Annotated in this window: 26 protein-coding genes; 12 read left to right on the top strand and 14 right to left on the bottom strand. The window is 68.2% G+C overall.

Annotation, left to right across the window (positions count from 1 at the left end; all coding sequences use genetic code 11):
* Positions 1 to 81 precede the first annotated feature (81 nt).
* From E0H92_RS34615 to E0H92_RS34605, 3 genes are read left to right on the top strand one after another with little or no spacing between them, the layout of a single operon-like run.
* Positions 82 to 783, top strand: coding sequence for an ABC transporter ATP-binding protein (locus E0H92_RS34615; RefSeq protein WP_131499235.1), 702 nt, complete (start codon positions 82 to 84; stop codon positions 781 to 783).
* Positions 780 to 3,095, top strand: coding sequence for an ABC transporter permease (locus E0H92_RS34610; protein ID WP_131499234.1), 2,316 nt, complete (start codon positions 780 to 782; stop codon positions 3,093 to 3,095). Before E0H92_RS34615 ends, E0H92_RS34610 begins: the two co-directional genes overlap by 4 nt.
* A gap of 42 nt (positions 3,096 to 3,137) precedes the next feature.
* On the top strand, positions 3,138 to 3,893 hold the full coding sequence (locus E0H92_RS34605; RefSeq protein ID WP_131499233.1) for a class I SAM-dependent methyltransferase: 756 nt from the start codon (positions 3,138 to 3,140) through the stop codon (positions 3,891 to 3,893).
* Here the strand turns inward: E0H92_RS34605 and E0H92_RS34600 are convergent.
* Positions 3,888 to 4,721 carry a nitroreductase/quinone reductase family protein gene (locus tag E0H92_RS34600; RefSeq protein ID WP_275670121.1) on the bottom strand — a complete coding sequence of 278 codons (834 nt, stop codon included), beginning with the start codon at positions 4,719 to 4,721 and terminating at the stop codon, positions 3,888 to 3,890. The genes E0H92_RS34605 and E0H92_RS34600 overlap by 6 nt on opposite strands.
* Positions 4,722 to 4,830: 109 nt before the next feature.
* Here E0H92_RS34600 and E0H92_RS34595 point away from each other — a divergent pair, with 109 nt between their 5' ends.
* On the top strand, positions 4,831 to 5,367 hold the full coding sequence (locus tag E0H92_RS34595) for a TetR/AcrR family transcriptional regulator (protein ID WP_202873985.1): 537 nt from the start codon (positions 4,831 to 4,833) through the stop codon (positions 5,365 to 5,367).
* A 251-nt stretch (positions 5,368 to 5,618) separates the two neighbouring features.
* Here the strand turns inward: E0H92_RS34595 and E0H92_RS34590 are convergent, their stop codons facing one another.
* From E0H92_RS34590 to E0H92_RS34575, 4 genes are all read right to left on the bottom strand, one after another.
* Positions 5,619 to 6,512 (bottom strand): carbohydrate ABC transporter permease, encoded by an 894-nt coding sequence (locus E0H92_RS34590; RefSeq protein ID WP_131499231.1) that lies wholly within the window; start codon positions 6,510 to 6,512, stop codon positions 5,619 to 5,621.
* A complete protein-coding gene (locus E0H92_RS34585) occupies positions 6,505 to 7,443 on the bottom strand; it encodes a carbohydrate ABC transporter permease (RefSeq protein ID WP_131499230.1) in 939 nt (312 codons plus the stop codon). The genes E0H92_RS34590 and E0H92_RS34585 overlap by 8 nt, the downstream gene beginning before the upstream one ends.
* Entirely contained in the window at positions 7,440 to 8,714 is a 1,275-nt protein-coding gene (locus E0H92_RS34580; protein ID WP_131466772.1) for an extracellular solute-binding protein, read from the bottom strand. The genes E0H92_RS34585 and E0H92_RS34580 overlap by 4 nt, the downstream gene beginning before the upstream one ends.
* Positions 8,715 to 8,830: 116 nt before the next feature.
* A complete protein-coding gene (locus E0H92_RS34575; protein WP_131466773.1) occupies positions 8,831 to 9,913 on the bottom strand; it encodes a substrate-binding domain-containing protein in 1,083 nt (360 codons plus the stop codon).
* A 76-nt stretch (positions 9,914 to 9,989) separates the two neighbouring features.
* Here E0H92_RS34575 and E0H92_RS34570 point away from each other — a divergent pair, with 76 nt between their 5' ends.
* The 3 genes from E0H92_RS34570 (at position 9,990) to E0H92_RS34560 (ending at position 14,796) form a co-directional block, all read left to right on the top strand.
* On the top strand, positions 9,990 to 10,607 hold the full coding sequence (locus tag E0H92_RS34570) for a DUF624 domain-containing protein (RefSeq protein ID WP_238173728.1): 618 nt from the start codon (positions 9,990 to 9,992) through the stop codon (positions 10,605 to 10,607).
* Positions 10,608 to 10,666: 59 nt separating this feature from the next.
* Positions 10,667 to 12,154 (top strand): DHA2 family efflux MFS transporter permease subunit, encoded by a 1,488-nt coding sequence (locus E0H92_RS34565; protein WP_131499228.1) that lies wholly within the window; start codon positions 10,667 to 10,669, stop codon positions 12,152 to 12,154.
* Between the two features lie 170 nt (positions 12,155 to 12,324).
* On the top strand, positions 12,325 to 14,796 hold the full coding sequence (locus E0H92_RS34560; RefSeq protein ID WP_202873984.1) for a Tex family protein: 2,472 nt from the start codon (positions 12,325 to 12,327) through the stop codon (positions 14,794 to 14,796).
* Positions 14,797 to 14,871: 75 nt separating this feature from the next.
* Here the strand turns inward: E0H92_RS34560 and E0H92_RS34555 are convergent, their stop codons facing one another.
* Together E0H92_RS34555 and E0H92_RS34550 are read right to left on the bottom strand one after the other, a co-directional pair.
* A complete protein-coding gene (locus tag E0H92_RS34555; RefSeq protein ID WP_131499227.1) occupies positions 14,872 to 15,072 on the bottom strand; it encodes a heavy-metal-associated domain-containing protein in 201 nt (66 codons plus the stop codon).
* Positions 15,069 to 15,449, bottom strand: a complete 381-nt coding sequence (locus tag E0H92_RS34550) for a nuclear transport factor 2 family protein (protein WP_131499226.1) — start codon at positions 15,447 to 15,449, stop codon at positions 15,069 to 15,071. Before E0H92_RS34550 ends, E0H92_RS34555 begins: the two co-directional genes overlap by 4 nt.
* A 37-nt stretch (positions 15,450 to 15,486) precedes the next feature.
* Here E0H92_RS34550 and E0H92_RS34545 point away from each other — a divergent pair, with 37 nt between their 5' ends.
* Positions 15,487 to 16,086 carry a TetR/AcrR family transcriptional regulator gene (locus E0H92_RS34545; protein ID WP_238173727.1) on the top strand — a complete coding sequence of 200 codons (600 nt, stop codon included), beginning with the start codon at positions 15,487 to 15,489 and terminating at the stop codon, positions 16,084 to 16,086.
* A 205-nt stretch (positions 16,087 to 16,291) separates the two neighbouring features.
* Here the strand turns inward: E0H92_RS34545 and E0H92_RS34540 are convergent, their stop codons facing one another.
* The 4 genes from E0H92_RS34540 to E0H92_RS34525 form a co-directional block, all read right to left on the bottom strand.
* Positions 16,292 to 18,370: a DUF222 domain-containing protein gene (locus E0H92_RS34540; protein WP_131499224.1), complete on the bottom strand. Its 2,079-nt coding sequence runs from the start codon at positions 18,368 to 18,370 to the stop codon at positions 16,292 to 16,294.
* A 109-nt stretch (positions 18,371 to 18,479) separates the two neighbouring features.
* A complete protein-coding gene (locus E0H92_RS34535) occupies positions 18,480 to 19,028 on the bottom strand; it encodes a hypothetical protein (RefSeq protein ID WP_131499223.1) in 549 nt (182 codons plus the stop codon).
* Between the two features lie 2 nt (positions 19,029 to 19,030).
* A complete protein-coding gene (locus tag E0H92_RS34530) occupies positions 19,031 to 19,807 on the bottom strand; it encodes a GNAT family N-acetyltransferase (RefSeq protein WP_131466777.1) in 777 nt (258 codons plus the stop codon).
* 59 nt (positions 19,808 to 19,866) lie between these two features.
* Positions 19,867 to 20,271, bottom strand: coding sequence for a helix-turn-helix domain-containing protein (locus E0H92_RS34525; RefSeq protein WP_131499222.1), 405 nt, complete (start codon positions 20,269 to 20,271; stop codon positions 19,867 to 19,869).
* Positions 20,272 to 20,333: 62 nt separating this feature from the next.
* On the opposite strand from E0H92_RS34525, the gene E0H92_RS34520 reads away from it, so the two are divergent.
* Positions 20,334 to 21,512 (top strand): MFS transporter, encoded by a 1,179-nt coding sequence (locus tag E0H92_RS34520; protein ID WP_165550157.1) that lies wholly within the window; start codon positions 20,334 to 20,336, stop codon positions 21,510 to 21,512.
* On the opposite strand, the gene E0H92_RS34515 is transcribed toward E0H92_RS34520, so the two are convergent.
* Positions 21,493 to 21,912: a winged helix-turn-helix transcriptional regulator gene (locus E0H92_RS34515; RefSeq protein ID WP_131466779.1), complete on the bottom strand. Its 420-nt coding sequence runs from the start codon at positions 21,910 to 21,912 to the stop codon at positions 21,493 to 21,495. The genes E0H92_RS34520 and E0H92_RS34515 overlap by 20 nt on opposite strands.
* A gap of 63 nt (positions 21,913 to 21,975) precedes the next feature.
* On the opposite strand from E0H92_RS34515, the gene E0H92_RS34510 reads away from it, so the two are divergent.
* From E0H92_RS34510 to E0H92_RS34500, 3 genes are all read left to right on the top strand, one after another.
* A complete protein-coding gene (locus E0H92_RS34510; protein WP_202873983.1) occupies positions 21,976 to 23,355 on the top strand; it encodes an MFS transporter in 1,380 nt (459 codons plus the stop codon).
* 275 nt (positions 23,356 to 23,630) lie between these two features.
* Positions 23,631 to 23,813, top strand: coding sequence for a hypothetical protein (locus E0H92_RS34505; protein WP_131295223.1), 183 nt, complete (start codon positions 23,631 to 23,633; stop codon positions 23,811 to 23,813).
* Positions 23,810 to 24,133 carry a hypothetical protein gene (locus E0H92_RS34500; protein WP_131466780.1) on the top strand — a complete coding sequence of 108 codons (324 nt, stop codon included), beginning with the start codon at positions 23,810 to 23,812 and terminating at the stop codon, positions 24,131 to 24,133. The genes E0H92_RS34505 and E0H92_RS34500 overlap by 4 nt, the downstream gene beginning before the upstream one ends.
* 218 nt (positions 24,134 to 24,351) lie before the next feature.
* Here the strand turns inward: E0H92_RS34500 and E0H92_RS34495 are convergent, their stop codons facing one another.
* A complete protein-coding gene (locus E0H92_RS34495) occupies positions 24,352 to 25,104 on the bottom strand; it encodes a hypothetical protein (RefSeq protein ID WP_131466781.1) in 753 nt (250 codons plus the stop codon).
* Positions 25,105 to 25,542: 438 nt separating this feature from the next.
* The gene (locus E0H92_RS34490) at positions 25,543 to 26,343 is read right to left on the bottom strand and encodes a methyltransferase domain-containing protein (protein WP_131466782.1); all 801 of its coding nucleotides are present in this window, start codon (positions 26,341 to 26,343) and stop codon (positions 25,543 to 25,545) included.
* Between the last annotated feature and the right edge of the window lie 55 nt (positions 26,344 to 26,398).

The following is a 26,398-nucleotide window of genomic DNA, read 5'->3' as shown; positions in this document are numbered from 1 at the left end:
ACATCTCCAGGATGACAGCGCGCCGACATTACCCCGGCAGCGTGACGTCAGCGGTCGCCTGCCGGCCCTAGCGTGAGCAGCATGACGGAGGACAACGGACAGGCGGTCGTACAGCTCACCGCCGTACGCAAGGAGTACGGCGAATCCGCCGCACTCGATGGAGTGTCGCTGGAGATCCACGCCGGTGAGGCGGTCGCGGTGATGGGACCGTCCGGCAGTGGCAAGTCGACCCTGCTCAGCATGGTCGCCGGACTGGACCGGCCGACGTCAGGGTCCGTCGTGGTGCACGGCGACGACCTGGGCGCGCTTGACGAGAAGGGGCTGGCGCTGTTCCGGCGCCGACGGATCGGCATGATCTTCCAGTTCTTCAACCTGCTGGACGACCTGTCCGCGCTCGACAACGTCGCACTGGCCGCACAGCTCACCGGTACGTCGGCGGCGCACGCACGGAAGCGTGCACTCGAGCTGTTCGAGGAGCTGGGCATAGCCGGTCGCCGCAACATCTACCCCTCGCAGCTGAGTGGTGGTGAGCGGCAACGAGTCGCGGTCGCCCGCGCGCTCATGAACCGCCCAGCGATCCTCCTCGCCGACGAGCCGACAGGTGCGCTCGACACTCGTGCCGGCGAGCAGGTGATGGACCTGCTCCTGGACCTCAACCAGATCGGCCAGACCCTCCTGCTGGTGACACACGACCAGCAGCTCGCGACACGGTGCGCCAGTCGGGTCATCGACTTCGTCGACGGGCAGATCGCCGGCGAACGCAGCCTGGAGCGTACGGCGTGAGCGCCGTCTGGCCTGTCGCGCGAGCGGCCGTACGACGGCGTCGTGTGCAGACCGTGGTGATCGGCGTGGTCGTACTGCTCTCCACCACGATGATCGTCGTCGCGCTAGGCCTGCTGGCCGCGTCGAGTGGTCCGTTCGACCGCGCGTACGCGAAACAGAGCGGCTCGCAGCTGACTGCGTCGTACGACCGCAGCAAGGTGACTGATGCGCAGCTGACCGAGGCTGCGCGGAGTGCGGCGGCTGTCGGCGGGCCGTTCCCGCAGGCGACGCTCGAGCTCGCGCAGCCCGCGATGATGGGGTCACTGGTGACCGTGGGGCGCGCGGATCCCGGTGGCGCTGTCGACCGGCTCAACGTGTGGAAGGGCCGCTGGGCGACCAAGCCCGGCGAGATCGTGCTCAACCGGAACCCGACCGAGTCCAACGGCCGCGGTGCGCCGCAGCTGAACGGGACGATGACTGCCGGCGGTCAGACGCTCACCATCGTCGGGTTCGCGTACAGCGTGAGCCAGTCGGCCGATGCGTGGGTCACGCCGGAGCAGCTGAACGCGCTGCACCCGACGTCGACGCAGATGCTCTACCGCTTCACCCACGCCGACACGAACGCCGAGGTGACGGCAGGCCAGCAAGCTGTGACCAAAGGACTGCCCAGCGACGCCCTTCTGGGTACGCAGTCGTACCTGGCGTTGCGGGCGCTGACAGCGGGTCAGCCGAACACGTTCGTACCGTTCCTGATGGTGTTCGGGTGGCTGGGCCTCGCTGTCGCAGTACTGATCGTGGCGAACGTCGTCAGCGGTGCAGTGGTCGCAGGGTTCAAGCACATCGGTGTGCTGAAGTCACTGGGGTTCACACCGACACAGGTGATGGCGGTGTACCTCGGGATGATTTCGATCCCTGCTGTCATCGGGTGCGCGGGCGGTGTTGTCCTAGGCAACGTACTCGCCACCTCCTTACTGGCAAGGGCTTTCGAGAACTACGGCGCAGGCGGGACCACTGTCCCGATCTGGGTCGACGTGGCCACGCTGGTCGGCGTACCTGCGCTCGTCGCACTCTCCGCCTTCCTGCCGGCTCTGCGGGCCCGGAGCCTGTCAGCAGCCCAGGCGATCAGTGCCGGGAGCGCACCGCGAGCTGGACGAGGCCTGCGGGTGCAGCGGTGGCTGAGCGGCACCCGGCTGCCCAGGCCGATCAGTCTGGGGCTGGGACTGCCCTTCGCTCGTCCTGGACGTACGGCGCTGACTCTGGCGGCTGTGGTGCTCGGTGTCACCAGCGTGACGCTGGCGGTGGGGCTGGGGAAGTCGCTGACGACGTACCAGACCGCCGCGAGTCGGGCGGGCGCTGTTGACCTGACGATCTTCGCTGGTCCCAACGGCTCCGGGCCTGAAGGACCGAACGCGCCGCCTGGTGCGAAGCTGACCGATGCCGAGGACGAGGCCGCATTGCGTTCTGCGCCCGGTGTCACGTCCGTGGCGGCGATGGCGGACCTGGAGATGCGGCTGACCGGTACGCAGGCCGACCTCCGCGTGTCGTTCTACCGCGGGGACTTCGACCAGGTCGGCTACCGGATCCTCGCCGGGCGCTGGTTCGACGGCCCGGGCCAGGTGGTGGTGTCGGAACGCTTCCTCAAGCAACGCGGTCTGGCCGTCGGCGACACGATCACACTGCAGTCGAAGGGCAAGACGGTACGGGCGCAGATCGTCGGGAAGGCGATGTACAACTCCGCCGACGAGGTGCTGTCCAACTGGGCCACACTCGCGCTGATCGCACCTGAGCTGCGGGCGAACATGTACGAGGTCAACGTGAAGCCCGGGACGGATCTGGACTCGGTAGTCAAAGCCGTGCAGGCGAAGGACTCCGGGTTGCAGGAGTCGGAGGGTCAGGACGCCGGCACCTTCGTGGCCGTCGTACTCGCGACCGTCGTACTGCTCACGCTGATGCTAGGGACCGTTGCGGCGCTCGGTGTGTTCAACACCGTCGTCCTCAACACCCGCGAACGCCGCCGCGACCTGGGCATGCTCAAGTCGATCGGTATGACGCCCGCACAGGTCACCGGGATGGTCGTGACCTCGATGATCGCGCTGGGAGCCATCGGCGGCCTGCTGGGCATCCCGGTCGGCATCATCGCCCACCGCCTGGTCGTCCCCGCCATGGCGAACGGAGCCCAGATAGAACTCCCGGACTTCATGCTCGACGTCTACCCAGCCGGCCTCCTCGCCCTGCTGGTCCTCGCCGGCATCGTCATCTCCGCCGCGGGCGCCTACTTCCCGGCCCGCACAGCCGCCCGCACCACCATCGCCGAGGTGCTCCACAACGAGTGAAATGCGCTTGCTCGCAGGCGAAGAGTCAGGCTGACTGTGAGTATGGACAAGGTGGTGGCGGGTAACCGGGCTGTCTGGGAGCAGGCTTCTACGAAGCATGTTCGGGAGTACGACGAGCTGCTTGAAGAGGCTCGTGGGGAAGGCAGGTTGTTCGCGCGGGAGCGGGAGCTGTTGGCGCCCGTGCTGGCGGAGGCTCCGGTAGTCGTGCACTTCCAGAGCGGGCACGGGTTGGATGATGTGGCGCTGGTGAAAGCCGGAGCCAAGAGCGTCGTGGGGGTCGACTACAGCTCGGTGGCGGCAGGTGCTGCGCAGCGACGGGCGGGGGACGTGGGAGTGAGCTGTCAGTACGTCGTGGCCGAGGTTCCCGGCGTACCGATCAGAGATGCGTCGGCCGACCTCGTGTACACGGGCAAGGGCGCGCTGATCTGGATGCGCGACATCGACGCGTGGGCGCGCGATGCGGCGCGCGTGGTGCGGCCGGGTGGACACCTCTTCGTGTACGAGGGCCACCCGGCCGTACCGCTCTGGACCTGGGACGAGGACGAGCCGCGGATCCGGCCGGACCGGAGCTACTTCGCCCAGTCCCACATCAACGACACGTTCCCGGGCAACGGCGCCCAGGAGTGGCAGTGGACACTCGGCCAGATCGTCACCGCGGTCACCAGAGCCGGCCTACGACTCCAGATCCTCGAGGAGTACGCCGAGCCGTTCTGGCGCCCGCAGGACGACACAACCGCCGCAGCGTGGTCCGGCCGGCTCCCCAACTCCTACGCTCTCCTGGCGCACAAGCCCCTATAGATAAGGCAGGAGCGCTGCCTCTTCGCGGTCCAGGTGGGCGTTGAGCCGAGCGATCAGCTCGTCCACCTGGCCCAGGAGGTCTGTACTGACCAACTGCTCGAGCTCCGCGAGCAGCACTGCGATCTCGTCGTGCTCCTTCTGCAATACGGCGATCACGTCCGTCAGCTCCGGGTGCTGCTCGACCAGGGCCGGGAACAACCCGGTGGACTCGCCGGTGTGGTGGTAGTGCAGGCCCTGGCACATGGTGAGGCAGTTGATACGGAGCTGCGCGCCCAGGGTCCCGGACGTCGCGATCTCGTGCCGGATCAAGGCCAGTTCCCGCCGGAAGGCTGCGTGGATGGTCTTCAGCATCTCGGCAAAGGACCCTCGGACTGGTGGCCCCGGTTGCTGAACAAGCGCCACCACCGGAATGGTCCGCGTGGTTTGCTCCTGGTACTCGCCCCACCCCGGATCGGCCTCGACGAGCCTCGCGAACACCTCGTCCCGCTCGGCGCCCCGCAGTACGACGGCTGTGGCGTCGTACTCGAAGAGGCCGAGGTCGACGTGGACCGACGGATCGGCGAGCAGGTTGTGGTACCAGGCCGGGTGCCTCTGGCTGCCGCCGGCCGAACCGACGACGAGGACGCGGTCGCCGTCCGGGTAGTACCCGAGGATCGCGGTGCGCGATTGCCCGGTCCGCGCGCCGGTGGTTGTCAAAAGCAACAACCTGGAGTTCTCGAAAGGCCCGCCGACGCGACCGTCGTTCGCCCGGAACTCCGCGATGAGTTGTGCGGTGAAATCGTTCAGGATTCTCTTCTCTCTGGTGTCGTGAAAGGGTTTTGCAGACATCAGAGAAGCGGGGCGGGGCCCGCGCGGCGCTCAGAACGCAGCCGGGGACCCAACTCGGTAATGGCTGGAAGAAGCCGACCCGGCAGTCACGTCGGCGATACTACCGTATGTGTCCCTGCCGGATCGGCTCGTCCAGGCCGGGGTCGAACTCCTCGAGGAGGACGGCCTCGCCGACCTGACGCTGCGCGCGATCGCCCGCCGTACGGGCGTCTCGCACGGCGCACCGCGGCGCTACTTCCCGACCCACGACTCGCTGCTGGCCGCGATCGCCGCCACCGGACTGCAGGATCTGGCCGCCCGGCTCGGTACCCCGACCGACGGACCGCCCGAGGAACAATTGGTAGTGGCTGCCAGAAACTACCTGCAATTCGCCGCGGACCGCCCCGGCATGTTCGACCTGATCTTCCGCCACGACCTCCTGGCCGGCGCCGGGGGCAACCTCCGCGCGACCTCGCTCCCGCTGTTCCAGAATTTCGTCGACCTGGTCGCCCAGCTCCATCCTGCCGACGCGGGACTCCGCGCCACCGCCCTGTGGACAAACATCCACGGCCTCGCCACGCTCCGCGCCACCAACGCCCTGGAACTTCTCGGTACGACGGATCTCGAGCCGATCATCCGGTACGTCGTCCACAGCCATGTGCACTGATTGTGTACAAGTGGTCGCGATCAGTCGTGATTCCTGCCGTCTTCGGGAAATCATTTCGGGAAGCGGCGAAAAATCCTCACGAATGCTGTAACGAGCGGCACACTCCGCCGATAAACGGGTGAACGACCCAGCAGGGGGGGACCTAGTGGGAAGTTCCGGTGTTTCTTCGGGACCACCGCATGTGGAGGGGGCCTCGCAGGTGCTCACCCGGGGCGGGGTGAGCACCTGTTCGAGGATCTGCCCCCGATCCGTCAGCCCTTGATTCCGACGTTCGCCATTCCTTCGACGAACCGCTTCTGGGCGAAGACGAACAGCACGATCATCGGCAGCGTCGCGAGCGCCGTACCGGCCATCAGGTACGGCCACTGGATCTCCGCCGGGTTCTGGGAGAAGATCGCCAGCCCGAGCTGCAGCGGCCGCATGTCGTCGGACGTGGTGATCATCAACGGCCAGAGGAACCCGTTCCAGGCCGCCTCGATCTGGAACACCGCGATCGTGATCAGCGCCGGCTTCACCAGCGGCGTCATGATCCGCCAGAAGATCCCGAACTCACCGAGCCCGTCGACCCGGGCCGCCTGCGCCAGCTGATCCGGGAGCGAGACGTAGAACTGCCGCGCCAGGAACGTGAACAACGGCGCCGCGCCGAGCGGGATGATCAGGCCCCACCACGAGTTCAGCCAGCCGATCCCGCCCTGGCCGAGGATGTTGTTCCCGCCGAACAGCGGGATCGACTTCACGATCAGGAACAGCGGCACCAGGATGATCTGGAACGGCACCAGCAACAGCACGATGAAGTAGTTCAGCAGCGCCTTGCCGCCGCGGATCGGCAGCTTCGCCAGCGCGTACCCGGCCGTCGTACAGACCGCCAGCGTGAACGCGGTCTCGCCGACCGCGATGAACAGGCTGTTGCGGAAGTACGTCAGGAACGGCGCGGTCCGCATCGCGTCGACGAAGTTGTGCCAGCGCAGCTCCGACGGCAGCCAGCCGAACTTCGCGATCTCCAGGTTGCTCTTGAACGCGGTCAGCAGCATCCAGACGAACGGCGTGATCATCAGGATCGCGCCGACCGTCAGGACGACGTACAGCGCGATGCGGCCGGGCCGGAGTACCGGCGGCTTCGAGGCCGCGACGGTCAAGCTAGTCATTGGCATCCGCCTTCTGGAGCAGGCGTCCGGCCGCGATGAAGATCGCGATCACGAGCATCATGATCACGGTCTCGGCGGACGCATAGCCGAGTTTCAGGTCCTGGAACGCGTTCTGGTAGATGTCCATCACCAGCACCCGCGTCTCCGATCCGGGCCCGCCCTGCGTCATCACGTACACCAGGTCGAACACCTGGAAGGTGCCGACGATCGACGTGATCAGGACGAAGAACTGGACCGGGCCGATGGCCGGCCAGGTGACGTTGACGAACCGCTGCCAGCGGTTCGCGCCGTCCAGGTCGGCCGACTCGAGCAGGTCGCGGGAGACGCCCTGCAGCGCGGCCAGGTAGATGATCACCTTGGTGCCGAGCCCCTGCCAGATGCCGACGACCATCAGCGACGGCAACGCGGTCGCCGGGTCGGCCAGCCAGCGGTTCGGGGCGAACCCGAACAGGCTGAGGAACCCGTTCGCCAGCCCGGAGCCCGGGTTGTAGATCCACAGCCAGATGGTGGCCACGGCGACCGTCGCGGTGACGGTCGGGATGTAGAACGCGGTCCGGAAGAAGCTGAGCCCGCGGATCTTCTGGTTCAGCCCGACCGCGACCGCGAGCGAGATCGCCATCGAGATCGGGATCACCACGATCGCGTACAGCACGGTGTGCCACAGCGACGCCAGGAAGTCGACGTCGCGGAACAGGTCGGCGTAGTTGCCGAACCCGACCCAGGCCCAGGTGTCACCGAAGCTGTAGTCGCTGAGGCTGAGCACCAGGACGGCGATCACCGGGATCACGATGAAGACGGCCGAGTGCAGCAAGGCCGGGGCGAGCAGGGCCCAGCCGGCCCGGACCTGACTGCGGATCAGGGTCCGGCCGTCCTTGGACGGGCTCACCTTGCGGGGCGTGCTGAGTGCTGGACGTTCGAGTGTTGTGCTCATCGGGACTGTCCTGCCAGGTTGTGCAGCACCTTCGCGGGATCCTTCTGTCCGAGGACCGCCTGGGTGAGCTGGATGTCGAAGTTGCCGCGCATCTCGAGCCAGTTGGACGGAACTTCGTTCTCGTTGACCGCGTACTTCAGGCCGTCCGCGACGAACTGACTCAGCGGGTTCGACTTCGCCTGCGGCGAGTTGCTCGCGTCCTTGTAGGCCGGGACCTTCTTGTTCAGCTTGGCGATCGCGTCCAGGCTGGACGTCGTGGTCAGGGTCTGGATGAACGACCAGGCCGCGTCCTTGTGCCGGCTGCGGGACCCGATCGAGGCCAGGTCGCCGCCGACGTACTCGATCTCCTTGCCGCTGTTGAAGCGGAAGAACTCCAGGTCGTCGCAGTTCTTCTGGCCGATGCCGTCGGCCGAGCAGTCGACGCCACCGTTGACGATGCCCATCGCGGCCTCACCAGTCAGCACGAGGGGTTGCTGCGCCGCGTTGGTCTGCCCGTACGGCTGGACGTTGTTGATCATCGACTTGATCCACAGCAGCGTGTCCAGGCCGGCCTTGTTGTCGAAGTTCGGTTCGCCGCCGACGTAGAGCGGCGTACCGGTCGAGGCCAGGAAGGTGGTGAACGACTGCCGGAAGCCGGTCGCCGAGGCGAGGTCGAACCCGCTGCGGGTGATGTTGCCGTTCTTGTCCCGCTTGGTGAGTTTTTCGGCCGCGGTCTTGATCTCGGCCAGCGAGGTCGGCGGCTTCGACGGATCCAGGCCGGCCTCGATGAACGCGCTCTTGCGCAGCGCGACCGCCCGGGCGTCCGCGACCAGCGGGTACGCGTACAGCTTCTTGTCGTACGTCACCGCCGGGATCAGCGCCGGGGTGCTCTTCTCCTTGATCACGTCCGGCGTGACGCCGTACTTGCCGAGGTCCTCGAAGATCCGCTTCGACGCGAACGGCTGGACCCAGCCGACACCGGTGACGACCACGTCGTACGGGATCCCGGCCGCGATCGAGGTCGACAGCTTCTCGTTCAGGTTCTTGTACGTCGCGAAGTCCGGCTCGACCTTCATCTTCGGATAGGTCTTGTGGAAGTCGTCGACGACCTTCTGGAACGCGTCCCGGCCCTTCGTACTCGGCGGGAACGACGGGATCAGCACCCGCAGGGTCCCGGTAGCCTCGGCCGGCGGGACACCGTCCGTGCTTTTGTCGATCACCCCGTTGCCACAACTGCTGACCACGACGCTGAGCGCAGCGGCCAGCAAGGTCAGTCCCACACCTCGTCTCACAGGGGAACTCCTTCGCTGCCTGTTTCAGCCGGGGGCCCGCGACCCCTCAAGTGCAGCGAAAGTATGGGAAAGGGCTTTCCTCGTCAATACCTCACCGCTCGAATGATCACATTCGATCAAGATCGGAACGCGGAGAGATGTTGTTCCGCCGTCGCGACCCCGCACGAGGTGCGGATGTTGAGCCTGGGCAGCAGGCTGAGGTGCTGGACCGGGAAGGCCGGCGACTGGAGTTTGCGGAGCAGCAGATCGCAGGCGGTCTCGCCGAGCGCGCGGCGGGGCGGCGAGATCGCGGTCAGCGGGACGACGGCCAGCGACGCGGTCACATCGTTGTAGGCGATCACGGCCAGGTCCTCGGGGACGCGGAGGCCGAGCTCCATCGCACGCTCGACCAGGCGGGCGCCGTGCTCGTCGGAGTGGACCAGTACGGCGCGACTGCCGAACGACTCGCACTCGGCGAGGAACGCGTCCAGCTGCCCGACCGCGCCGGGGTCGTCGCCGCGCATCGGCAGGTCGACCGGCGAGAGGAACACCTCGACACCGAGCGCCTTCGCGGCCGACTCGATCCCCCGGCGCAGCCAGTACGCCGTGACCGTGGCCTGCAGGTTGATCGCGATCCGGCGATGCCCGAGCGCCACGAAGTGCCGCAGCGCCAGCATCGCGCCGTACGCGTGATCGGTGCGGACGTGGTCGTACTCGCGGGCCACCTGCGGAAACCCGAACGCGCGCTCCATCAGCACCACCGGTACGTCGATGTCGTCCAGCCGCGTGTCCAGCCGGTCCGCGTCGGCGTCGCCGAGCGCGGTGCTGATCAGCAGACCGGCGACCCCGATCCCGAGCACCTTGTCGAGCCGCTCACGCTCGGTGGCCACGTCGTACCCGGAGACGCCGAGGACCAGGCGGGCGCCGTACCGGTCGGCCATCGCCTCGGCGCCGCGGATCACGTCGGAGTAGTACGACGCCGCGCTCGGCACGACGATGCCGATCGTCAGGCGGCTGCCGTGCGTCCCCTGCTCGGCGGTGCCGGTGCCGATCGCGCCGCCGTGCACCCGGCGGAGCAGGCCGGCTGAGTCCAGTTCGGCCAGGTCCCGGCGTACTGTGATCGCGGAGACACCCAGCTCGGCGACCAGGTCGGCCACCCGGAGCCGGCCGTGCCGGCGCAGGCTACGCAGGATCAGTTCGTGGCGCTCCTGTGCAAGCATGCAGCCCCCTGGTCTCTCCGTGATTGTTCGTGATCATACGATCAGGACCCGCCCGTACGGAACGAGGAGACGATCGGTGGAGAAGGCCAACCGGACGACCAGCGTGCTGTCGAGGCTCGCGGTCGTCGGCGACCTGCTGATGCTGCAACTGGTCTTCGTGGTGATCAGCCTGGGCATCCTGACGGTGTTCCCGGCCGCGTTCGCGCTGCAGCGGGTAGTGCCGGACGCGATCAGCCAGGAGAAGCCGAAGCTGATGCGGCGGTTCTTCAAGGAGTTCCGCTGGGCGATGAAGCGGTTCTGGCTGCCCGCGTTCGGTCTGTGGGTCGGGGCCGTCATGCTGGCGTTCGGTCTGTCCTTCTGGGCGAATGCCACCGGACCGGCGCGGATCTTCGCGCTCCTGATCCTGGTCCCGCTCACCGGGATGATCCTCGGGCTGTACCTGGGCGGACTGGCGATCCTGCCCGCGGCGCCGGAGACCTCCACGTTCACGTCGCTGTTCCGGTCCGCCAACCTGTTCCTGCTCCGTCGGCCGCTCCCGGTAGCCGGCGGGGTCGTCGTACTGCTCACCTGGTTCGCTCTGGCGGCCGTGGTGCCGACACTGCTTCTTGTCGGGTCCGGACTGGTCCCGGCGCTCACGGCGTACGCCCTGTCCCGGCCGCCTCGAGAAAAAACTTCTGAAGACGTGTCAATCTGACTCCTCCTGGTTCGACGTAGAGGTGTAAGGCCACTACGACGAACTGCAAGGAGACCGGAATGTACGCGACGACCGACACCCTGGCGACTGCGCCGGCTGCGCAGGGCGGCCGCTCGCGCTGGCTGGCGCTCTACACCCTCTGCGCGGGCATGTTGATGATCGTGCTCGACGTGACCGTGGTGAACGTAGCCCTGCCGGCCATCCAGGACGACCTGGGCTTCACGAGCTCCTCCCTCGCGTGGGTGGTGAACGCGTACCTGATCGCGTTCGGCGGCCTCCTGCTGCTGGCCGGCCGCCTCGGCGACCTCCTGGGCCGGCGGAACGTCTTCGTCGCCGGACTGGTCGTTTTCACCGCCGCCTCTGTGCTCTGCGGTCTGGCCGGGTCCCAGGAGGTGCTGGTCATCGCCCGCTTCATCCAGGGTGTTGGCGGCGCACTGACCTCCGCGGTGATCCTGGGCATGATCGTGACGCTGTTCCCCGAGCCGCGGGAGCAGGCCAAGGCGATCGGCATGTACGCGTTCGTCGCGTCCGCCGGTGGATCGATCGGTCTGCTGGCAGGCGGCGTACTGACGCAGGCGATCAGCTGGCACTGGATCTTCTTCGTGAACCTGCCGATCGGCGTCCTGACCGTCGTCGTGGCGCTCCGGTACATCGAGAAGGACAAGGGCATCGGGATGAGCCGCGGCACTGACGTACCGGGTGCGGTGCTGATCACCGCGGCGCTGATGGTCGGTGTGTTCACCATCGTGAAGCCGGCCGCCGAGCTCGGCTGGACCGCTCCGCGGACCCTGGTGCTGACCGCGGTGACGCTGGTGCTGCTGGCCGGGTTCATCGTCCGCGAGGCGACCGCTGCCAACCCGCTGGTCCCGCTGCGGATCTTCCGCTCCCGCACACTGACCGGCGCGAACCTGGTCCAGGCACTGTCCGCCTCCGGGATGTTCGGCATCTTCTTCCTCGGCTCGCTGTACCTGCAGCGCGTGCTCGGGTACGACGCTCTGGAGATCGGACTGGCGTTCCTGCCGACCACCGTGGTGATGGGGCTGCTGTCGGTGAAGTACTCCGAGAAGCTCGTGATGCGCTTCGGCCCGCGCCGCCCGCTGATCGTCGGACTGTCGCTGATCGTGCTCGGACTGGCCCTGTTCACCCAGGCCCCGGTCGGTGGCAACTACTTCGTCCACGTCCTGCCGGTGCTGGCGCTGCTGGGTCTGGGTGGCGGCATCTGCTTCCCGGCTCTGATGGGCCTGTCGATGTCGGACGTGAAGCCTGAGGACGCCGGTCTGGCTTCCGGCCTCATCGGCACCATGGGTGAGGTCGGCGCCGCCCTCGGCCTGGCCGTCCTGGCGACGCTGTCCGCAACCCGCACCGCCGCGGTCGCCGACACCAAGCCCGCCCTGGAGGCCCTGACCGACGGCTACCACCTCTCGTTCGCCATCGCCGCCGTGATCGTCGCCGCCGCGGTCGCCATCGCCGTCACGGTGATGCGCCCCGCCAAGCAGCCGACCGACGCGGCCACCGAGACCGAAGAACTCGTCTGCGAAGCCGTCTGACCCGCCGACCGAACTCCCCGCGACCACACCGGTCGCGGGGAGTTCGTCGTACCGCGCTTGTCCACAGGGTGGGGGATCGAGTTTCGGAGTGAGGGCGGGATGGGGAAGGATGTGGGTCCGGCAGGGTGGCAGAACGCTCGCCGGGTGTTGTCGGTAGAGGGGAATCGGACGTGGTGGTGCAGTCGATCGAGCAGCGGATCGCCGGGGAGCTGGAGGTCGGTGAGAACCAGGTGCGGGCAGCGGTGGCGCTGCTGGACGAGGGGTCGACGGTCCCGTTCATCGCGCGGTACCGCAAAGAGGTCACCGGGATGCTGGACGACGCCCAGCTGCGCACCCTCGAGGAGCGCCTGCGGTACCTGCGGGAGCTCGAGGAGCGCCGGCAGACCGTACTCGACTCGATCGAGAGCCAGGGCAAACTCGACGACGCGCTGAAGGCGTCGATCCTGGCGGCCGACACCAAGTCGCGGCTCGAGGACATCTACCTGCCGTTCAAGCCGAAGCGCCGGACGAAGGCGATGATCGCCCGCGAGAACGGCCTCGAGCCGCTCGCCGACGGGCTGATGGCCGACCCGGACGTCGAGCCGATCGCCGCCGCCGCGGTGTTCGTGAACGCCGAAGTACCCGACCCGCAGGCCGCCCTCGACGGTGCCCGGGCGATCCTCGTCGAGCGGTTCGCCGAGGACGCCGACCTGATCGGCTCGCTGCGGGAGCGGCTGTGGGAGCAGGGCCGGCTGGCCTCCGCGGTGCGTGAGGGCAAGGAGACCGACGGCGCGAAGTTCTCGGACTACTTCGAGTTCGACGAGCCGTTCACGAAGATGCCGTCGCACCGGATCCTCGCGCTGTTCCGCGGCGAGAAGGAGGACGTGCTGACGATCACCGTCGAGCCCCTGCCCGCGGGCGTCGAGGCGGACGGTCCGACGGAGTACGAGACCACCATCGCCCGCAAGGTCGGCATCGAGAACCAGGGCCGCCCGGCCGACAAGTGGCTGGTCGAGACGGTTCGCTGGGCATGGCGGACGAAGATCCTGGTGCACCTCGGCATCGACCTGCGGATGCGGCTGCGGCAGGTCGCCGAGGACGAGGCGATCCGGGTGTTCGCGGCCAACCTGCGCGACCTGCTGCTGGCCGCCCCGGCCGGCACCCGCGCCACGATGGGCCTGGACCCGGGCTTCCGCACCGGCGTGAAGGTCGCCGTCGTGGACGCGACCGGCAAGGTCGTCAACACCGGCGTGATCTACCCGCACGTCCCGCAGAACCAGTGGGACAAGTCGATCGCCACTCTCGCCGCGCTGGCGGCCGCGCACGACGTACAACTGATTGCGATTGGCAACGGTACGGCGTCGCGCGAGACGGACAAGCTGGCGGCCGAGCTGATTGCCAAGCACCCGGAGCTCAAGCTCACCAAGGCCGTCGTGTCCGAGGCCGGGGCGTCGGTGTACTCCGCGTCGGCGTTCGCGTCCCAGGAACTGCCCGGGATGGACGTCTCGCTGCGCGGCGCGGTGTCGATCGCGCGCCGGCTGCAGGATCCGCTGGCCGAGCTGGTGAAGATCGACCCGAAGTCGATCGGCGTCGGCCAGTATCAGCACGACCTCCCGGAGAACTCGCTGTCCCGCTCGCTCGACGCGGTCGTCGAGGACTGTGTGAACGCGGTCGGCGTCGACCTGAACACGGCGTCCGCGCCGCTGCTCACCCGGGTCTCCGGCATCACGCCCGGCCTGGCGGACAACATCGTCCAGCACCGCGACGTCAACGGCCCGTTCGCGTCCCGTACGGCGCTGAAGGACGTGGCACGCCTCGGGCCGAAGGCGTTCGAGCAGGCGGCCGGGTTCCTCCGGATCCCCGACGGCGACGACCCGCTCGACGCGTCCAGCGTGCACCCGGAGTCGTACCCCGTCGTCCGGCGGATCCTCGACGCGACCGGGTCGGACGTGAAGGCGCTGATCGGGTCGGCGGAGCTGAAGCGGCTGAAGGCGGCGGACTTCGTCGACGACATGTTCGGTCTGCCGACGGTCACCGACATCCTGGCCGAGCTGGAGAAGCCGGGCCGGGACCCGCGGCCGGCCTTCAAGACCGCGGTGTTCGCCGAGGGCGTGGACAAGATCGCGGACCTGAAGCCGGGGATGCGGCTGGAGGGCCAGGTCACGAACGTGGCCGCCTTCGGTGCGTTCATCGACATCGGTGTGCACCAGGACGGGCTGGCGCACGTGTCCGCGCTGTCGAAGACCTTCGTGAAGGACCCGCGCGAGGTGGTCAAGCCGGGTGACATCGTGATGGTGAAGGTGCTCGAGGTCGACATTCCGCGCCAGCGGATCTCGCTCACACTGCGCCTGGACGACGAACTCGGCTCCGGCGGACGCCAAGGAGGCGGCCAGGGCGGACGTCAATCGGGCGGCCAGAACCGAGGCCAAGGCGGTCAGAGCGGTCAAGGCGGTCAGGGCGGCGGTCGTGGGCGTGGACCGGGCGGTCAGGGTCGCGGTCCCGGCGGGTCCGGCGGTCAGGGCCGCGGCTCGGGCGGTCAAGGTGGTCAGGGCGGTCGTGGCGGCAACCGGGGATCCGGTGGTCGCGGCAACCAGACCGAGACCCCGATGGACGAGACCTCCCTCGCCGACGCCTTCCGCAAGGCCGGCTTCACCGTCCGCTGACGCCGACGGGTGACGACCAGCGCCGTACCTGCCTGATCGTCACCCGCCCACTTGATCGCGGCTGACCCCGCCTCCTCACCCCTCGACCTCGTAGCCGGCCACCTCCACCGCCGTACGTACGGCGGCTGCATCGAGGGGTCCATCGGTGACGAGGGCAACCATTCCGGTCGGCAGATCCACTCGCACCGACTCGACACCCGGCAGCGTCTCGAGCTCCTCGGTGACGAACCCGACGCAGTGACTGCACGTCATACCCAGCACCCGGAACGTCTTCATGACGTACTCACAGTGCGGGTCGCCTGCGTCGTACGGCGCATGCGGCCGTCCGGCGCCAACTCGCCGAACAGGTACACCTCGGTCGCGATCTTTCGCCCGCGCCGCAGTTCCGCGTGAATCGTGAATCGCGCAGCCACCTGGTCGCTCGTACGGATCGCCTCGTGCACGTCGTACGAGCAGGAGACCACGTTCTTCCGCACCGGGCGGAGGTGGTCGATCAGCCGCTGCCGGTCGAGCGTGATGCCGTCGGCGACCTGTTCGATATCAGCTGTGTAGTACCGATCCACGACCGCCTCGGCGTCACCGCCCGCGATGACCTCCCGGGTGAACGACTCGAAGAAGCCCGCGACGAACTCCCGTGCGCTTAAATCTGACATGCCGTCAAAGATAAGCAGATCCATTAACCTTGACAAGGTGTCAGAGAACAAGCCGGTACGACGCCGGCGCCGAGCGGATGCGGACCGAAGCCGTACGGCGATCCTGGCGGCGGCGATCGTCCTGCTCGACGAGCAGCCCGACGCGAGCCTGGAACGGATCGCCGAAGCGGCCCACGTCACCAGACAGACCGTGTACGCGCACTTCTCGTCCCGCGACGTACTGCTGAACGCCGCCCTCGACGAGGTCACCGCCGAGACACTCGAAGCGATCGACGCCCTCGACCTCGATCAAGGACCGGCACTCGGCAACGTGCTACGCCTCATCGACCTGGCATGGCGAACGTTCGAACGCCACCCCCTCCTCCTGCACCTACCGCACACCGGCACCCACAATCCGCCACAGCTCGGTTCCCGCGACGAGCGCCATGACCCGGTCGCGGACCGCCTGGAGCGCCTGATCCGCCGAGGCCAACGCGCCGGCGAGATCACCCGCGACCTCCCCGCCCACTGGCTGGTCACCACCCTCATCGCCCTCGGCCACGCAGCCGGCGAATCCGTAGCCACCGCCCGCCTCACCACCCGAACCGCCAACAAGACCCTCAACAAAACCATCACCCGCCTCCTGCAACCGAGCTAGCGCCCGCAGGTAAACCCACGCCGCCCGGCCCCATGCCATCCCATCCCGCGCCATCCCACCCAACGCCATCCCACCCAACGTCACATCTGCCGTCGTCGCGCCGCCCGCCTCACGCGGCCCGCTCGATCCGTAACCGGGAGCTCGCGGCAGCAGCCGCCACTCGTCCGAATCCGTGCGGTGGCTGAACTGCGGTCGCAGCGGCGCGTCATGGGTCGGTTCGGTGGGTGCCGTTGGGGTCGACCTGGAACGTGAAGCCGTGGGGTGTCCTCCACTCGAGAGTCCTGTGGTCGATCCGGCGCACGCTCCATCCACGCGCGTGGGTCTTCACCCGGTGCCCGAAGCGTCCGAGAGGGGCGAGGTTCGTGGTGCTGGTCTGTCCGCTGGGTCCGTGTGGGTCGTAGGTCTTGATGTGGTCGAGGTCGATGGTGTTGGTGGTTTCGCGGGTGCCGTACGGAAAGAGCTCGACGGGGTGAGTGAATCGGACGCGGTCGCGGATCCGGGTGGGGATCTCGTAGGCGTCGACGCTGACGGCGTCGTTGAGGTCGATCACCGGTTTGACGGTGTACGGGCCATACCCGACAAGCTCGCCGAGCTGCGCCGCGAGCAGCGGCCCGATGTCCTCGGCACGCAGTACGCCGCTGCCGGTAGCCAGCGTGTAGTCGGTGAGATGCACAACCACCTCGGTCTGCCCCGGACGCACCTGGCCCGGACGCACCTGCCCGGCCCGCACCCGACCTACCCGCCCCGAATCCGGACGCACCTGTCCCCTGTCCTCGTCACCCGGCCGCACCGGCACATCCGAGCACGCGCCCTCACCCGACCCGGCCGGATCACCTGACCTGCCCGAGTCACCCGAACTGTCCAGGATCGGCGTCCCCAGACATGCCGCCGACACGGCGGGCGGACTTGCCGGGTGGATGGGATAGCTCGGGGTGGCGTAGGCGTCTTGCTTGATCTGCGCGAGCCGGGCACGGAGTGCTCGCCGCGCGGCAGCATCCATCGCCGAGCCCTGGTCGGGTTCGGTTCGTGGGTCCGTTGGATCGGGTGAGGTTCGCCGGTCGAACGGGTCGGTTGGTGGGTCGGGGTCGTAGGGCGCGGCAGCTTCCAGCCACGGATCGTCCGGCGGACCTACGGGCTCCACGTCCTCCTGCGTCATCGGGTCGTTGCGCACCACCACCCCGTCCTGCGCCACCGAGTCGTCGTGCACCCCGTCCTGCACCGCGTCGTCCTGCGCCACCGGGTGGTTCCACATGGCCATGTCGTCCTGTACCACCGCGTCGTCCTGCACCGGCGGGTCGTTCCGCACCTCCACGTCGTCTTGCGCAATGTCGTCCTGGAGCGGCAGGTCGTTCCCCTGCGCCACCTCGTCCTGCGCCACCTCGTCGTACTGGGGTGCTGCGTTGTGGGCGGCCGCAGGGTTGTCGGAGGTTGTGGGGGTGCGGGGTTCGTTGGTGTTTGGTTCGAGGGTGGTGGGGCTGGTTGGTGGGGCGGTCGGGTTTGGGTGGGGGTGGTTGCGGGCTTGGTTGAGGAGTTCTTGGGTGTAGCGGGGGTCGGCGAGGATTTCGATGGCGTCGGCGCGGCGGTGTTGAACGGGGCGGGTGTCGCCGAAGGTTTTGAGGGCTTCGGCGATGTCGGTGATGGTTGCGTTGCAGCGGTTGACGGCTGCTGCGGCGGCTTTGATGTAGATGGTTTTGTTGCCGTGGCCGTCGCCGCGGCCGATGTGTACGCCGCGGTCGTCGGCGGCCGCTGCGGCCTCGTCGGCTGCGGCTGCGGGGTCTGCCTGTTGGCGGGCGGCGCGGGCGATCTTTTCGAGTCGGTGGGGTGGGATGGTGTCGATGATCGCGGCGACGCGGCGGTCGACGTACTCCGCGGCGGCGTGGTCGAGTTTGCTGCAGGCTCGGACGATCTGGCGGGCTTTCCAGGGGGTGGCTTCGCCGGCTTGGATGCGGGACCAGGTGCGGGGGAAGCGGTGGCGTAGGGCTAGGGCATCGGCGAGGAGGTCGCGGCCTACGCCGGGTGAGACACCGAGCACGACGGCGAACTCGGCGATCGCGAACTCGGCGATTTCTGGGCAGCCGTCGCCGCCCAGGATGACGGCGCGTTCGCGGCCGTCGTGGGCGCGGCGGGTTGGGCGGGTTGGGCAGATGGAGGGGTGGAAGCGGTCGGCGTAGGTCTGGGCGCATTCCAGGAGGCGGGCGTCGGCCAGGTTGGCCACTGTGCGGCAGTCCGCGGCCTGCTCTAGCAGGTCGCGGGTGGTCAGCATATCCAGATCTTGCTCGAACATGTGTTCGATTCTATGTGATGCATGGTTGGGTGATCAAGTTGGTGGCGGGGTGTTTTCCCTTATCCACAAGGGGAAACGTCACAGGTTCGGCGAACCGGGAAACGTGTAGTTAGACCGGGCCGGTGATGGCGAAGATGTGGTCGGCGTGTGCGACCAGAGCACCGGCGCTGTCTGGGCAGTTGGTGTCGGCCCAACGGCGGAGGCTGTCCAGGAGGCCGCGGAGGTCGGTCTGGAGCGAGCGGCGCAGTTCAGGTAGCTGGCTGTAGAGGATCCGCACGGGCGGCCCTTCGCGCACCGGATCCGAACGCCAGTCCTCTGCGCCGCGCGGCCAGATCGTCAGCGCTTCGGCGTCGCGTTCCAGCCACGGGCCGTCATGGCCGACGTCCGGCCACCCGCCGTTCTCGACCCCGACCCAGCTACGCCAGTCCTCCAGCAGCAGGCAGCATCCCGGATCCACCCGCGCGCCAGAATCCGTCAATCGCACCCCACCGAACACACTCCTGTCGCCGCCCAACACGCGCTCGACAGACTCCCGCGGCGGCACGGCCTCCCCAACCCAGAGCGCGACCAGCCGACTCACCTGCTCATCGGACAGCTCACCGCACAGCCGGAGCCAGCCCGCGCCGTCCTCGGCAACAATCTCCGCTCGCAGCGCCATGATCAGCGCAAGTCGGCCAGGTGCCCGCCGGGGTCGCCGAGGTGCACGGCCGTTGCCCTAGGCCCATACCCCAGCCGCCGGTACACCCGGTCCGCACCATCGTCCCCAGGCGTCAGCCAAGCGAGCGTCACGCCGCCCAGTTCGAACGCCTTCAACGTCGCGTACGCCGTCGCGATACCTCCGAACCCGCGCCGTCGATGACTGTGCACCGTCCCGACTCCGGCAACCTCGGTCACCTCGTCGGCCACCGCGGTCCACGCCGCGGTCGCGACCGGTACGTCGTCGGCGTACACGAGGACTGCTCCGCCATCGGCGGCATCCGGCTTGAACACGAAGCCCGCGGTGTCCATCGCGTATGCCTCCGCCGCCACTGCATTCGCCGCCTCCTGATCCGACTCCGAGGCCACGACTCGCACGGTCACGCCGTCCGGCAGTTCGGGAAGGACCAACTCGGCCGGTGAGACGACGAGCAACGGCAGGCGGGACACGAGCGTCATCCCGTTCGCCGCGAGCGCCTCGGCGAGGCCGGGGTTCGCTTCCTCGACCAGCTCTGCGCTCAGCCAGCGCCCTTCGGCCGCGAACGCCTGGCGGATCGTGTCGAGCGCCCACGGGAGGTCGTCCGGCGAGAACGGCCTGCCCGGCTCGGCCGCGAGCAGACCGGACAGGTACCAGTCGTCCTTGTCGTGCAGCAGACCGGCGAGCGGGCCGGCGATCACCTGACGTTTCGATCGTGCGGCTCCGGTCAGTTGAGCCGCGGCGATCCGCGCACCGATCTCCATGACCGCGACCCTACGGCCCGCCGATCACCCCGCGCGACCAAGATCACCACAGGACCGGGTCAGGCGAGCTGGAGGAGGTCGAGGAGACGGCTCAGGTCTGCGGGGCCCGGCGGTCGGCCCAGCAGTACGGCGAGGGCGTCGAGCGTCGCGATCAACTCGCGCCGGGTGGCGGCCCGGGACCTCCCACCGGCCACCGCGGCGAGGACCTTGTCGACCCGGTCGGAGCCCGCGACAAGTTCGGCGCCGACCGACGGCGACGGCAGCGGATCCTCGTCGCCGATCCGTACGTCGAGCCGCGCCCCGAGCGCGGTCGCGAGCCGATCCAGCGCGGAGATCGTGGGGTTCCCGCGCCCGTTCTCCAGGTTCGCGATGTACGGCACGGACAGGCCCGCGTCGACGGCGACGGACGCGATCGTCCGCCCGGCCGCCTTCCGCCGGTCGCGGAGGACATCACCAAGCTCCATGTGACATATCTTCACAGAACACTCTTGCCGTTGTCTATCTCGACAGGATAGATTCCGGCGCCGTGAGAGATTTCCGGCGACTCTGGTTCAGCGGCGCGGTCTCAGGGATCGGGTCGTGGCTGCTCGTGGTCGCGATTCCGTTCCATGTGTTCGCGCTGACCGGGTCGGCCGTCGCGACCGGCCTGACCCTGGCCCTCGAGGCCCTTCCGGCACTGCTCATCGGTCCCTGGGCCGGCGTCCTGCTGGACCGCTGGGACCTGGCCCGGGCGATGTGGATCGCGGATCTCGTCAGCGCGGCGGCGGTCGGGCTGATCCTGTTCGCCGACAGCGACCACCTCTGGCCGATCTACCTCGCGATCCTGCTCGAGAACACCGCGACCACGGTGTTCCGTCCGGCCGCGCGCGCCTTGCTCCCGGCCGTCGTGGGAACCGGCAAAGAACTGGCCACCGCGAACTCGATCAACGCCGTCACGGGCAGCGTGATTCGCCTGGCAGCACCGCCGCTCGGCGCCTTGCTGCTGGCCGGCCCCGGCATCACGTTCGTACTCGCCGTCGACATCGCCAGCTATTTGTTGTCCGCAGCAACGATCGCGACGGTCCGCACCCGCCGGCACCCGACCACTGGCGCTCCACCGCGCTCACTCGAAGGACTCCGCACCACGATCCGGCATCGCGCCCTGCGCGGCATCCTGATCGGCCAGACCGTCTTCCTCACCGCCAACGCAGGCCTCACCGCGCTCCTCGTACCGTTCACCGTCGGCCGCCTGCACGCGCCCGGGTACGTCGTCGGCTACCTGATCTCCGGCCTCGGCGCCGGGTACCTGATCGGCGCCGCCCTGACCACCAAAGCCGCCCGCGTGCTCGGAACCCGCGCGCTTCTCACCGTGACCCAACTCGCCACAGCCGCGGCGTACTTCGCGCTCTTCAACGCCCCGAACGTCCCCTTCGCGATCGTCGCCGCGGCCCTCATCGGCCTGCCGGGCAGCATCCTCCTCGTCACTGCCCAGACGACGATCCAGCGCACCGCCCCCCGGGAGGTGCTCGCGAGCGTCAGCGCGATCTTCTTCGCCGCGGACTCACTCGCACTGCTGATCGGTGCGCTGGCCGCGCCCGCGACGACGACTGCGCTCGGTCTGCCGATCACGCTGAACGTCATCGCAGGACTCGCGGTCTGCGCCGCGGGCCTCACGCTGTTCGTCGTACCAGGTCATCCAGCGAGCTTCACACGGTCCCCGAGCTGAGAGCGTCGTACCTGGCCCGCGCGGTCGCGATCTCCGACTGGTGGGTCTCCGTCCAGGTGACGAGCGACTGGATCGTCGCGTGCAGCGTGACGCCGAGCGGGGTGAGTTCGTAGTCGACGCGCGGCGGCACGACCGGGTGAACGGTCCGGCTGACCAGGCCGTCGCGTTCCAGCTGGCGCAGCGTCACCGTGAGCATGCGCTGGCTGATGCCGTCGATCGTCTTCTTCAGCTCGGTGAACCGCATGCACTGGGTGTCCAGCAGCGCGATCACCAGCAGGGACCACTTGTCGCCGATCCGGTCCAGGATCTGGCGGACCTCACAGTCCTCCCGGGTGTCCCACTGGAACGCCTCCTCGGTGCAGCAGGAGTGACTCGGTTCCTCTGAAGTGCCTTCTTCCACAACTCCCGATAGTTCCTGATGATGGGGTCAGTTACAAGAGGTAACCATGAGAAGGAGTCTCCCGTGTCGTCAACCGTCACCCCGGAGCGGCTGACCGGCCGCGCCTGGGCCGTTCTGTTCGTCCTCTGCGGCGCGATCTTCCTGGAAGGTATCGACGTCTCGATGATGGGCGTCGCGCTGCCGTCCATCCGGGCCGAACTCGGCCTGACCACCAGCGAACTGCAATGGATCGTCAGCGCCTACGCCCTCAGCTACGGCGGGTTCGTCCTGCTCGGCGGCCGCGCCGCCGACCTGCTCGGCCGGCGCCGGATGTTCGTCGGCTGGCTGGTGGTGTTCCTGCTGTTCAGCGGCCTCGGCGGGTTCGCCACCGAGGGCTGGGTGCTGATCCTGGCCCGCTTCGCCACCGGGATCGCGGCCGCCTTCATGACCCCGGCCGGTCTGTCGATCATCACGACGACCTACCCGGAGGGACCGCAACGCACCAAGGCCTTGCTGGTGTACGCCGGAACCGCGGCCGGCGGATTCTCGCTGGGTATGGTCACGGGCGGACTGCTCAGCGCGATCGACTGGCGATGGGTGTTCTTCGCGCCGGTGATCGTCTCGGCCGTCATCCTGGCCGGCGCCGTCGCGCTGCTCCCCCGGGACCCCGCGCGGCCCGCCCATCGCGGCGGCTTCGACCTGGCGGGAGCCTTCACACTGACCGGTGCGATGTTGTTGCTGGTGACAACCGTCGTGCGCGCGCCCGACGTACCGGCGGCACAGACGTCGGCAACTGCCGCCGCCGGACTGGTGCTGCTGGCGGCCTTCGTGCGGATCGAACAGCGGGTCGCCACTCCGTTGATCAGGCTCGGTCTTTTGCGGAACTCCGCGCTGATCCGCGCGAATCTCGGCGCGATCCTGCTGGTCGGATCGTTCGTCGGATTCCAGTTCATCGCGGTGCTTTACCTGCAGGAACTGCGCGGCTGGTCCGAACTGGAAACCGGACTAGCCCTCATGGTGATCGGCATCGACGCCGTACTTGCTCCGACCCTCACGCCACGGCTGGTCGCCCGGTTCGGCAACGGACGCGTGGTGCTCGGCGGATTCGTGCTCGCCGCCGTCGCCTACACGGCCTTTCTACCGCTGGGAACGACCTTCGCGGTCATGCTTCCGGCGTTCCTGCTGCTCGGGCTCGCCTTTGCGCTCACCTATGGGCCGCTGACGATCGCTGCGACCGAGCGAGTCGCCGAAGACGAGCAGGGCTTGGCGAGCGGCGTGCTGACGACGTCGTTCCAGTTCGGATCCGCCCTCGGACTGGCAGCGGTGGCGGCCGTTCTGGCGGCGGGCGACGAGCTGACGAGCGCCGGCTTCCGCACCGGTCTCGCAGTACCGCTGGCGGCCGCTGCGCTCGGTGTCGTGGTGAGTTACCTTTCGGTGCGTGAGCGGACTGCTGCAAACGGTTAGCAGGACATCCGAATTTCTCTCTCCGCCGAACAATTCGCGACGCCGAATCGTTATCTGCAAATAGCTGCAGCCATTCTTGACAGAGTTTCCGGTCCGCCTCACGATCCGGCTGAGAGGGCGTTGACCTGCACGTTCGTAGGGTTTCCCTACTCTGCGTTAGGCCTCTGTAAAGGTCCTTACCAAAGTGTTCCGAAGGTACCCATCGGTGAGGTGTTCTTTATCTCAACGCCGGACAAAGCCGTCCGGCGAGGACCGAGACTGCCGAAGGAACTGCGATGACCGAGACGCTGGAGACCCCCACAACGCACCGTCGCGTGCGGGTCTGGTTCGGCGCTCACCCGATCGCGGATCACACCGCCATGGCGGAGCAGGCAGTGCAGTACGAAGAAGCCATGCGCCGCCGGTTCGCGTCCCTCCGGGTGACGAGCGAGCCGGTGCTGGTGGACGCAGACCGATGACGACCCGGCCGACGCTGCTCGGGTATGTACGGGCCGACGCGCTGAACTGCGCGGAGGAGCTGGCCGCGGCGACCGATTCACTCGCCGCCTTCGCCAGCGCCGAGGGATTCACCCTCGGAACCGTCTACACCGAGCGCGATGCGGCCGAGTCCGCGGCGTTCCACGCACTGCTCGACGAGGTGAAGCGGTCCGACGTCCACGCGGTCGTCGTACCGACCATGAACCACCTCGGGTACGTCAGCCCCGGCGGTACTCCGGCGGCGATGCGGCAGCACCTCGAGTTCCACCAGGCGCACGTCTGGGCGGCCGACTCGAGATAACTCCACACAGGCAAGCGGAGCTGACGTCTTGACCCCTGCATCGGCGTCGGTTCCGCTCTCCACCTCCACAGCTGCACCGGGGATGCCCGGGCGGTAGTGGACCACCAAGGCCCCACCGGCTGCTACCGGTGGGGCTTTGTCGTTTGGTCCTGTCGAAGGAAGGAAAGAAAGAAGATGAGAGGTCCCACCGGCTGCTACCTGTGGGACCTCGTCGCTGCTCAGGCGACGATCTTGTAGCCGTAGCGCTTCATCACGCCGGCGACCGCGGTGTTGAAGATGCCGGTCACCTCGAGCTTGAAGTGCAGTTGCACCTTCCGGATCACCCGCTGGAAGTGCAGGTGCCACGGCACGCCGGCCGCCGGTACCGTCTCGGCCTTCGTGATCGCACCGACCCGCGGATGCGCCGCCCAGGCGATCACCCGGGCCCGGTCCGCACCCCACACGCCGGTCATCGCGTCGTGCGTGCGCGCGTACTCCATCGCGGCCAGCGAGATCGTCGAGTCCGGCACCGGCTCCTTCGGCGGGTGTGCCTTCAGGTACAGCTCCCACGTCATCCCGTAGTACCCGGGCGGTCCGTCGTCCGGGCCGCGGTTGGCCAGCCCGTTCCGCTTCCGGTGGTACTCGACCACCTGGATCGCCGCGCCGCGGGACAGGTCCTTGTCGCCGACCGCGATCGCGTGCACGTGGTACGGCCAGTTGCCCTGCGCGGGCGTCCGCAGCCAGGCCGCGAACCCGACCTGCCGCAGCGCCTTCACCACCGCGACCCGCTGCGCGGCGCTCTTCGTCCGTACGTCGACGTCGACCGCGCCGCCGCCGTCGTGGGTACCGGCCGAGGCGTCCACGCCGCCGGCGTTGTACGACCCCTGCAGGATCGCGAACTTCGAGTGGTACAGCTGCTCCGCGGCCTCGACCATCGCCACGGTGCGCTTGTTCATCGTGAAGCCCCGCCAGGGAATCCTTGCCTCAGGCATCTTTTCCACCGGCCCCGGCTCCGAGGATCCGCTCCGCGTCCTCGGCCGCGCCGAGCGCCTCCAGCTCGTCCAGCTGCTCTTCGGTCAACTCGTCGTCGAACACATCCGGCATTGCCGTTCCTTCCCCCTTGGTGTCCGCACACCGACCCCTGGTGCACGAAAATCGCGAACCAGCCTAGGCCGCTGTCAGGTCAGGTACTACCGGCGAAGGTTTGAGGAATGTGAAGTTTTCCGGCCGAACCGCGTGCCGGGGTGTGTGCGAAACCGCGAACTGGGGTACCTGTAGGTGGTCCCGCGGTTCGGTCAGTGCCATTCGGGCATGGGTGGTGTTCACCGAGCCGCGAGTTCTCCCACTGAGGGGCGGGAGAACGACCGGCCCGGCGGGTGTGTCTCTCCCAGGACGCACCCGCCGAGGTCGACAGCGTCCAACCGGATGGGTCAAAGCGCCGACGCGACGAACAAGTACCTGTTCAGGCTGAAGAAGTAGCTCGCGCCGAGACCGCGCAGATCGTCCGCCCAGGCGCGGGCCTCCTCCTCCGTCACGCCGGCGTGACCCGGGACGAACTCCGACACGATGTCGATCAGCCCGCCGCTGTACGTGTGCTGGTCGTACGCCGTGTTGAGGATCGGCACCACCTGCTGATGCGTCGGCGTGAAACCGGTCTTCGCCAGTACGTCGGCCAGCGTCCGTGGCAGATGCGGATCCGCCAGGTGGTCCTCGAACGCGGTCAGCACCCGCGCCATCCGCTCATCGTCGCTCGATCGCCACACCACCGAACCCCAGTCCGTGTCCAGCAGTACGACGCGACCCGCCGGCCGGAGCACCCGTCGTACCTCTTCCAGCGCGTCCGCGACCGCGTCGACGTACTCGAAGACCTGGGTGGAGACCACCACGTCGAAGCTCTCCGCCGGGTGCGGGATCCGCGCGACCGAGCCGAGCTCTAGCTCGAGCCCCGGTCCGCCCGGGACGTCGGCGCGAGTGCGGGCGATCGCCAGCATGCTCTCGCTGATGTCGATCCCGCAGATCCGCCCGTTCGGCCCGACCTCCGCGGCCATCTCCGCGGCCAGCAGCCCCGGCCCGAAACCGACGTCCAGCACCCGGTCGCCGGGCCGCAACGCGAGCGCCGCCCGCACTGCCCTCCGCTGCTCGACCACGTCCGACGTGGTGTAGACCGCCTCGATCTGCCGGGACACCGCCGCGTCGAACCGCAACCCGTCCTCGTCAACCTCTCCGCCCATGCCCAACATCATGATCCTCGATCGCGCCGCCGGGGAGGGCATTTGAAAATCGGCT

This window comes from Kribbella speibonae, assembly GCF_004331375.1.
GTDB classification, from domain to species: domain Bacteria; phylum Actinomycetota; class Actinomycetes; order Propionibacteriales; family Kribbellaceae; genus Kribbella; species Kribbella sindirgiensis.
This window is presented reverse-complemented; position numbering and strand designations above follow the sequence as displayed.

Coding starts and splice junctions, on each gene's coding strand:
- E0H92_RS34525 (WP_131499222.1), bottom strand. CDS start 20,271: ATGGAGCTTGGTGATGTCCTCCGCGACCGGCGGAAGGCGGCCGGGCGG.
- E0H92_RS34615 (WP_131499235.1), top strand. CDS start 82: ATGACGGAGGACAACGGACAGGCGGTCGTACAGCTCACCGCCGTACGC.
- E0H92_RS34575 (WP_131466773.1), bottom strand. CDS start 9,913: ATGCTTGCACAGGAGCGCCACGAACTGATCCTGCGTAGCCTGCGCCGG.
- E0H92_RS34600 (WP_275670121.1), bottom strand. CDS start 4,721: ATGTCTGCAAAACCCTTTCACGACACCAGAGAGAAGAGAATCCTGAAC.
- E0H92_RS34585 (WP_131499230.1), bottom strand. CDS start 7,443: ATGAGCACAACACTCGAACGTCCAGCACTCAGCACGCCCCGCAAGGTG.
- E0H92_RS34495 (WP_131466781.1), bottom strand. CDS start 25,104: ATGCCTGAGGCAAGGATTCCCTGGCGGGGCTTCACGATGAACAAGCGC.
- E0H92_RS34540 (WP_131499224.1), bottom strand. CDS start 18,370: ATGTTCGAGCAAGATCTGGATATGCTGACCACCCGCGACCTGCTAGAG.
- E0H92_RS34590 (WP_131499231.1), bottom strand. CDS start 6,512: ATGACTAGCTTGACCGTCGCGGCCTCGAAGCCGCCGGTACTCCGGCCC.
- E0H92_RS34530 (WP_131466777.1), bottom strand. CDS start 19,807: ATGGAGATCGGTGCGCGGATCGCCGCGGCTCAACTGACCGGAGCCGCA.
- E0H92_RS34505 (WP_131295223.1), top strand. CDS start 23,631: ATGACCGAGACGCTGGAGACCCCCACAACGCACCGTCGCGTGCGGGTC.
- E0H92_RS34555 (WP_131499227.1), bottom strand. CDS start 15,072: ATGAAGACGTTCCGGGTGCTGGGTATGACGTGCAGTCACTGCGTCGGG.
- E0H92_RS34490 (WP_131466782.1), bottom strand. CDS start 26,343: ATGGGCGGAGAGGTTGACGAGGACGGGTTGCGGTTCGACGCGGCGGTG.
- E0H92_RS34535 (WP_131499223.1), bottom strand. CDS start 19,028: ATGGCGCTGCGAGCGGAGATTGTTGCCGAGGACGGCGCGGGCTGGCTC.
- E0H92_RS34605 (WP_131499233.1), top strand. CDS start 3,138: ATGGACAAGGTGGTGGCGGGTAACCGGGCTGTCTGGGAGCAGGCTTCT.
- E0H92_RS34500 (WP_131466780.1), top strand. CDS start 23,810: ATGACGACCCGGCCGACGCTGCTCGGGTATGTACGGGCCGACGCGCTG.
- E0H92_RS34550 (WP_131499226.1), bottom strand. CDS start 15,449: ATGTCAGATTTAAGCGCACGGGAGTTCGTCGCGGGCTTCTTCGAGTCG.
- E0H92_RS34565 (WP_131499228.1), top strand. CDS start 10,667: ATGTACGCGACGACCGACACCCTGGCGACTGCGCCGGCTGCGCAGGGC.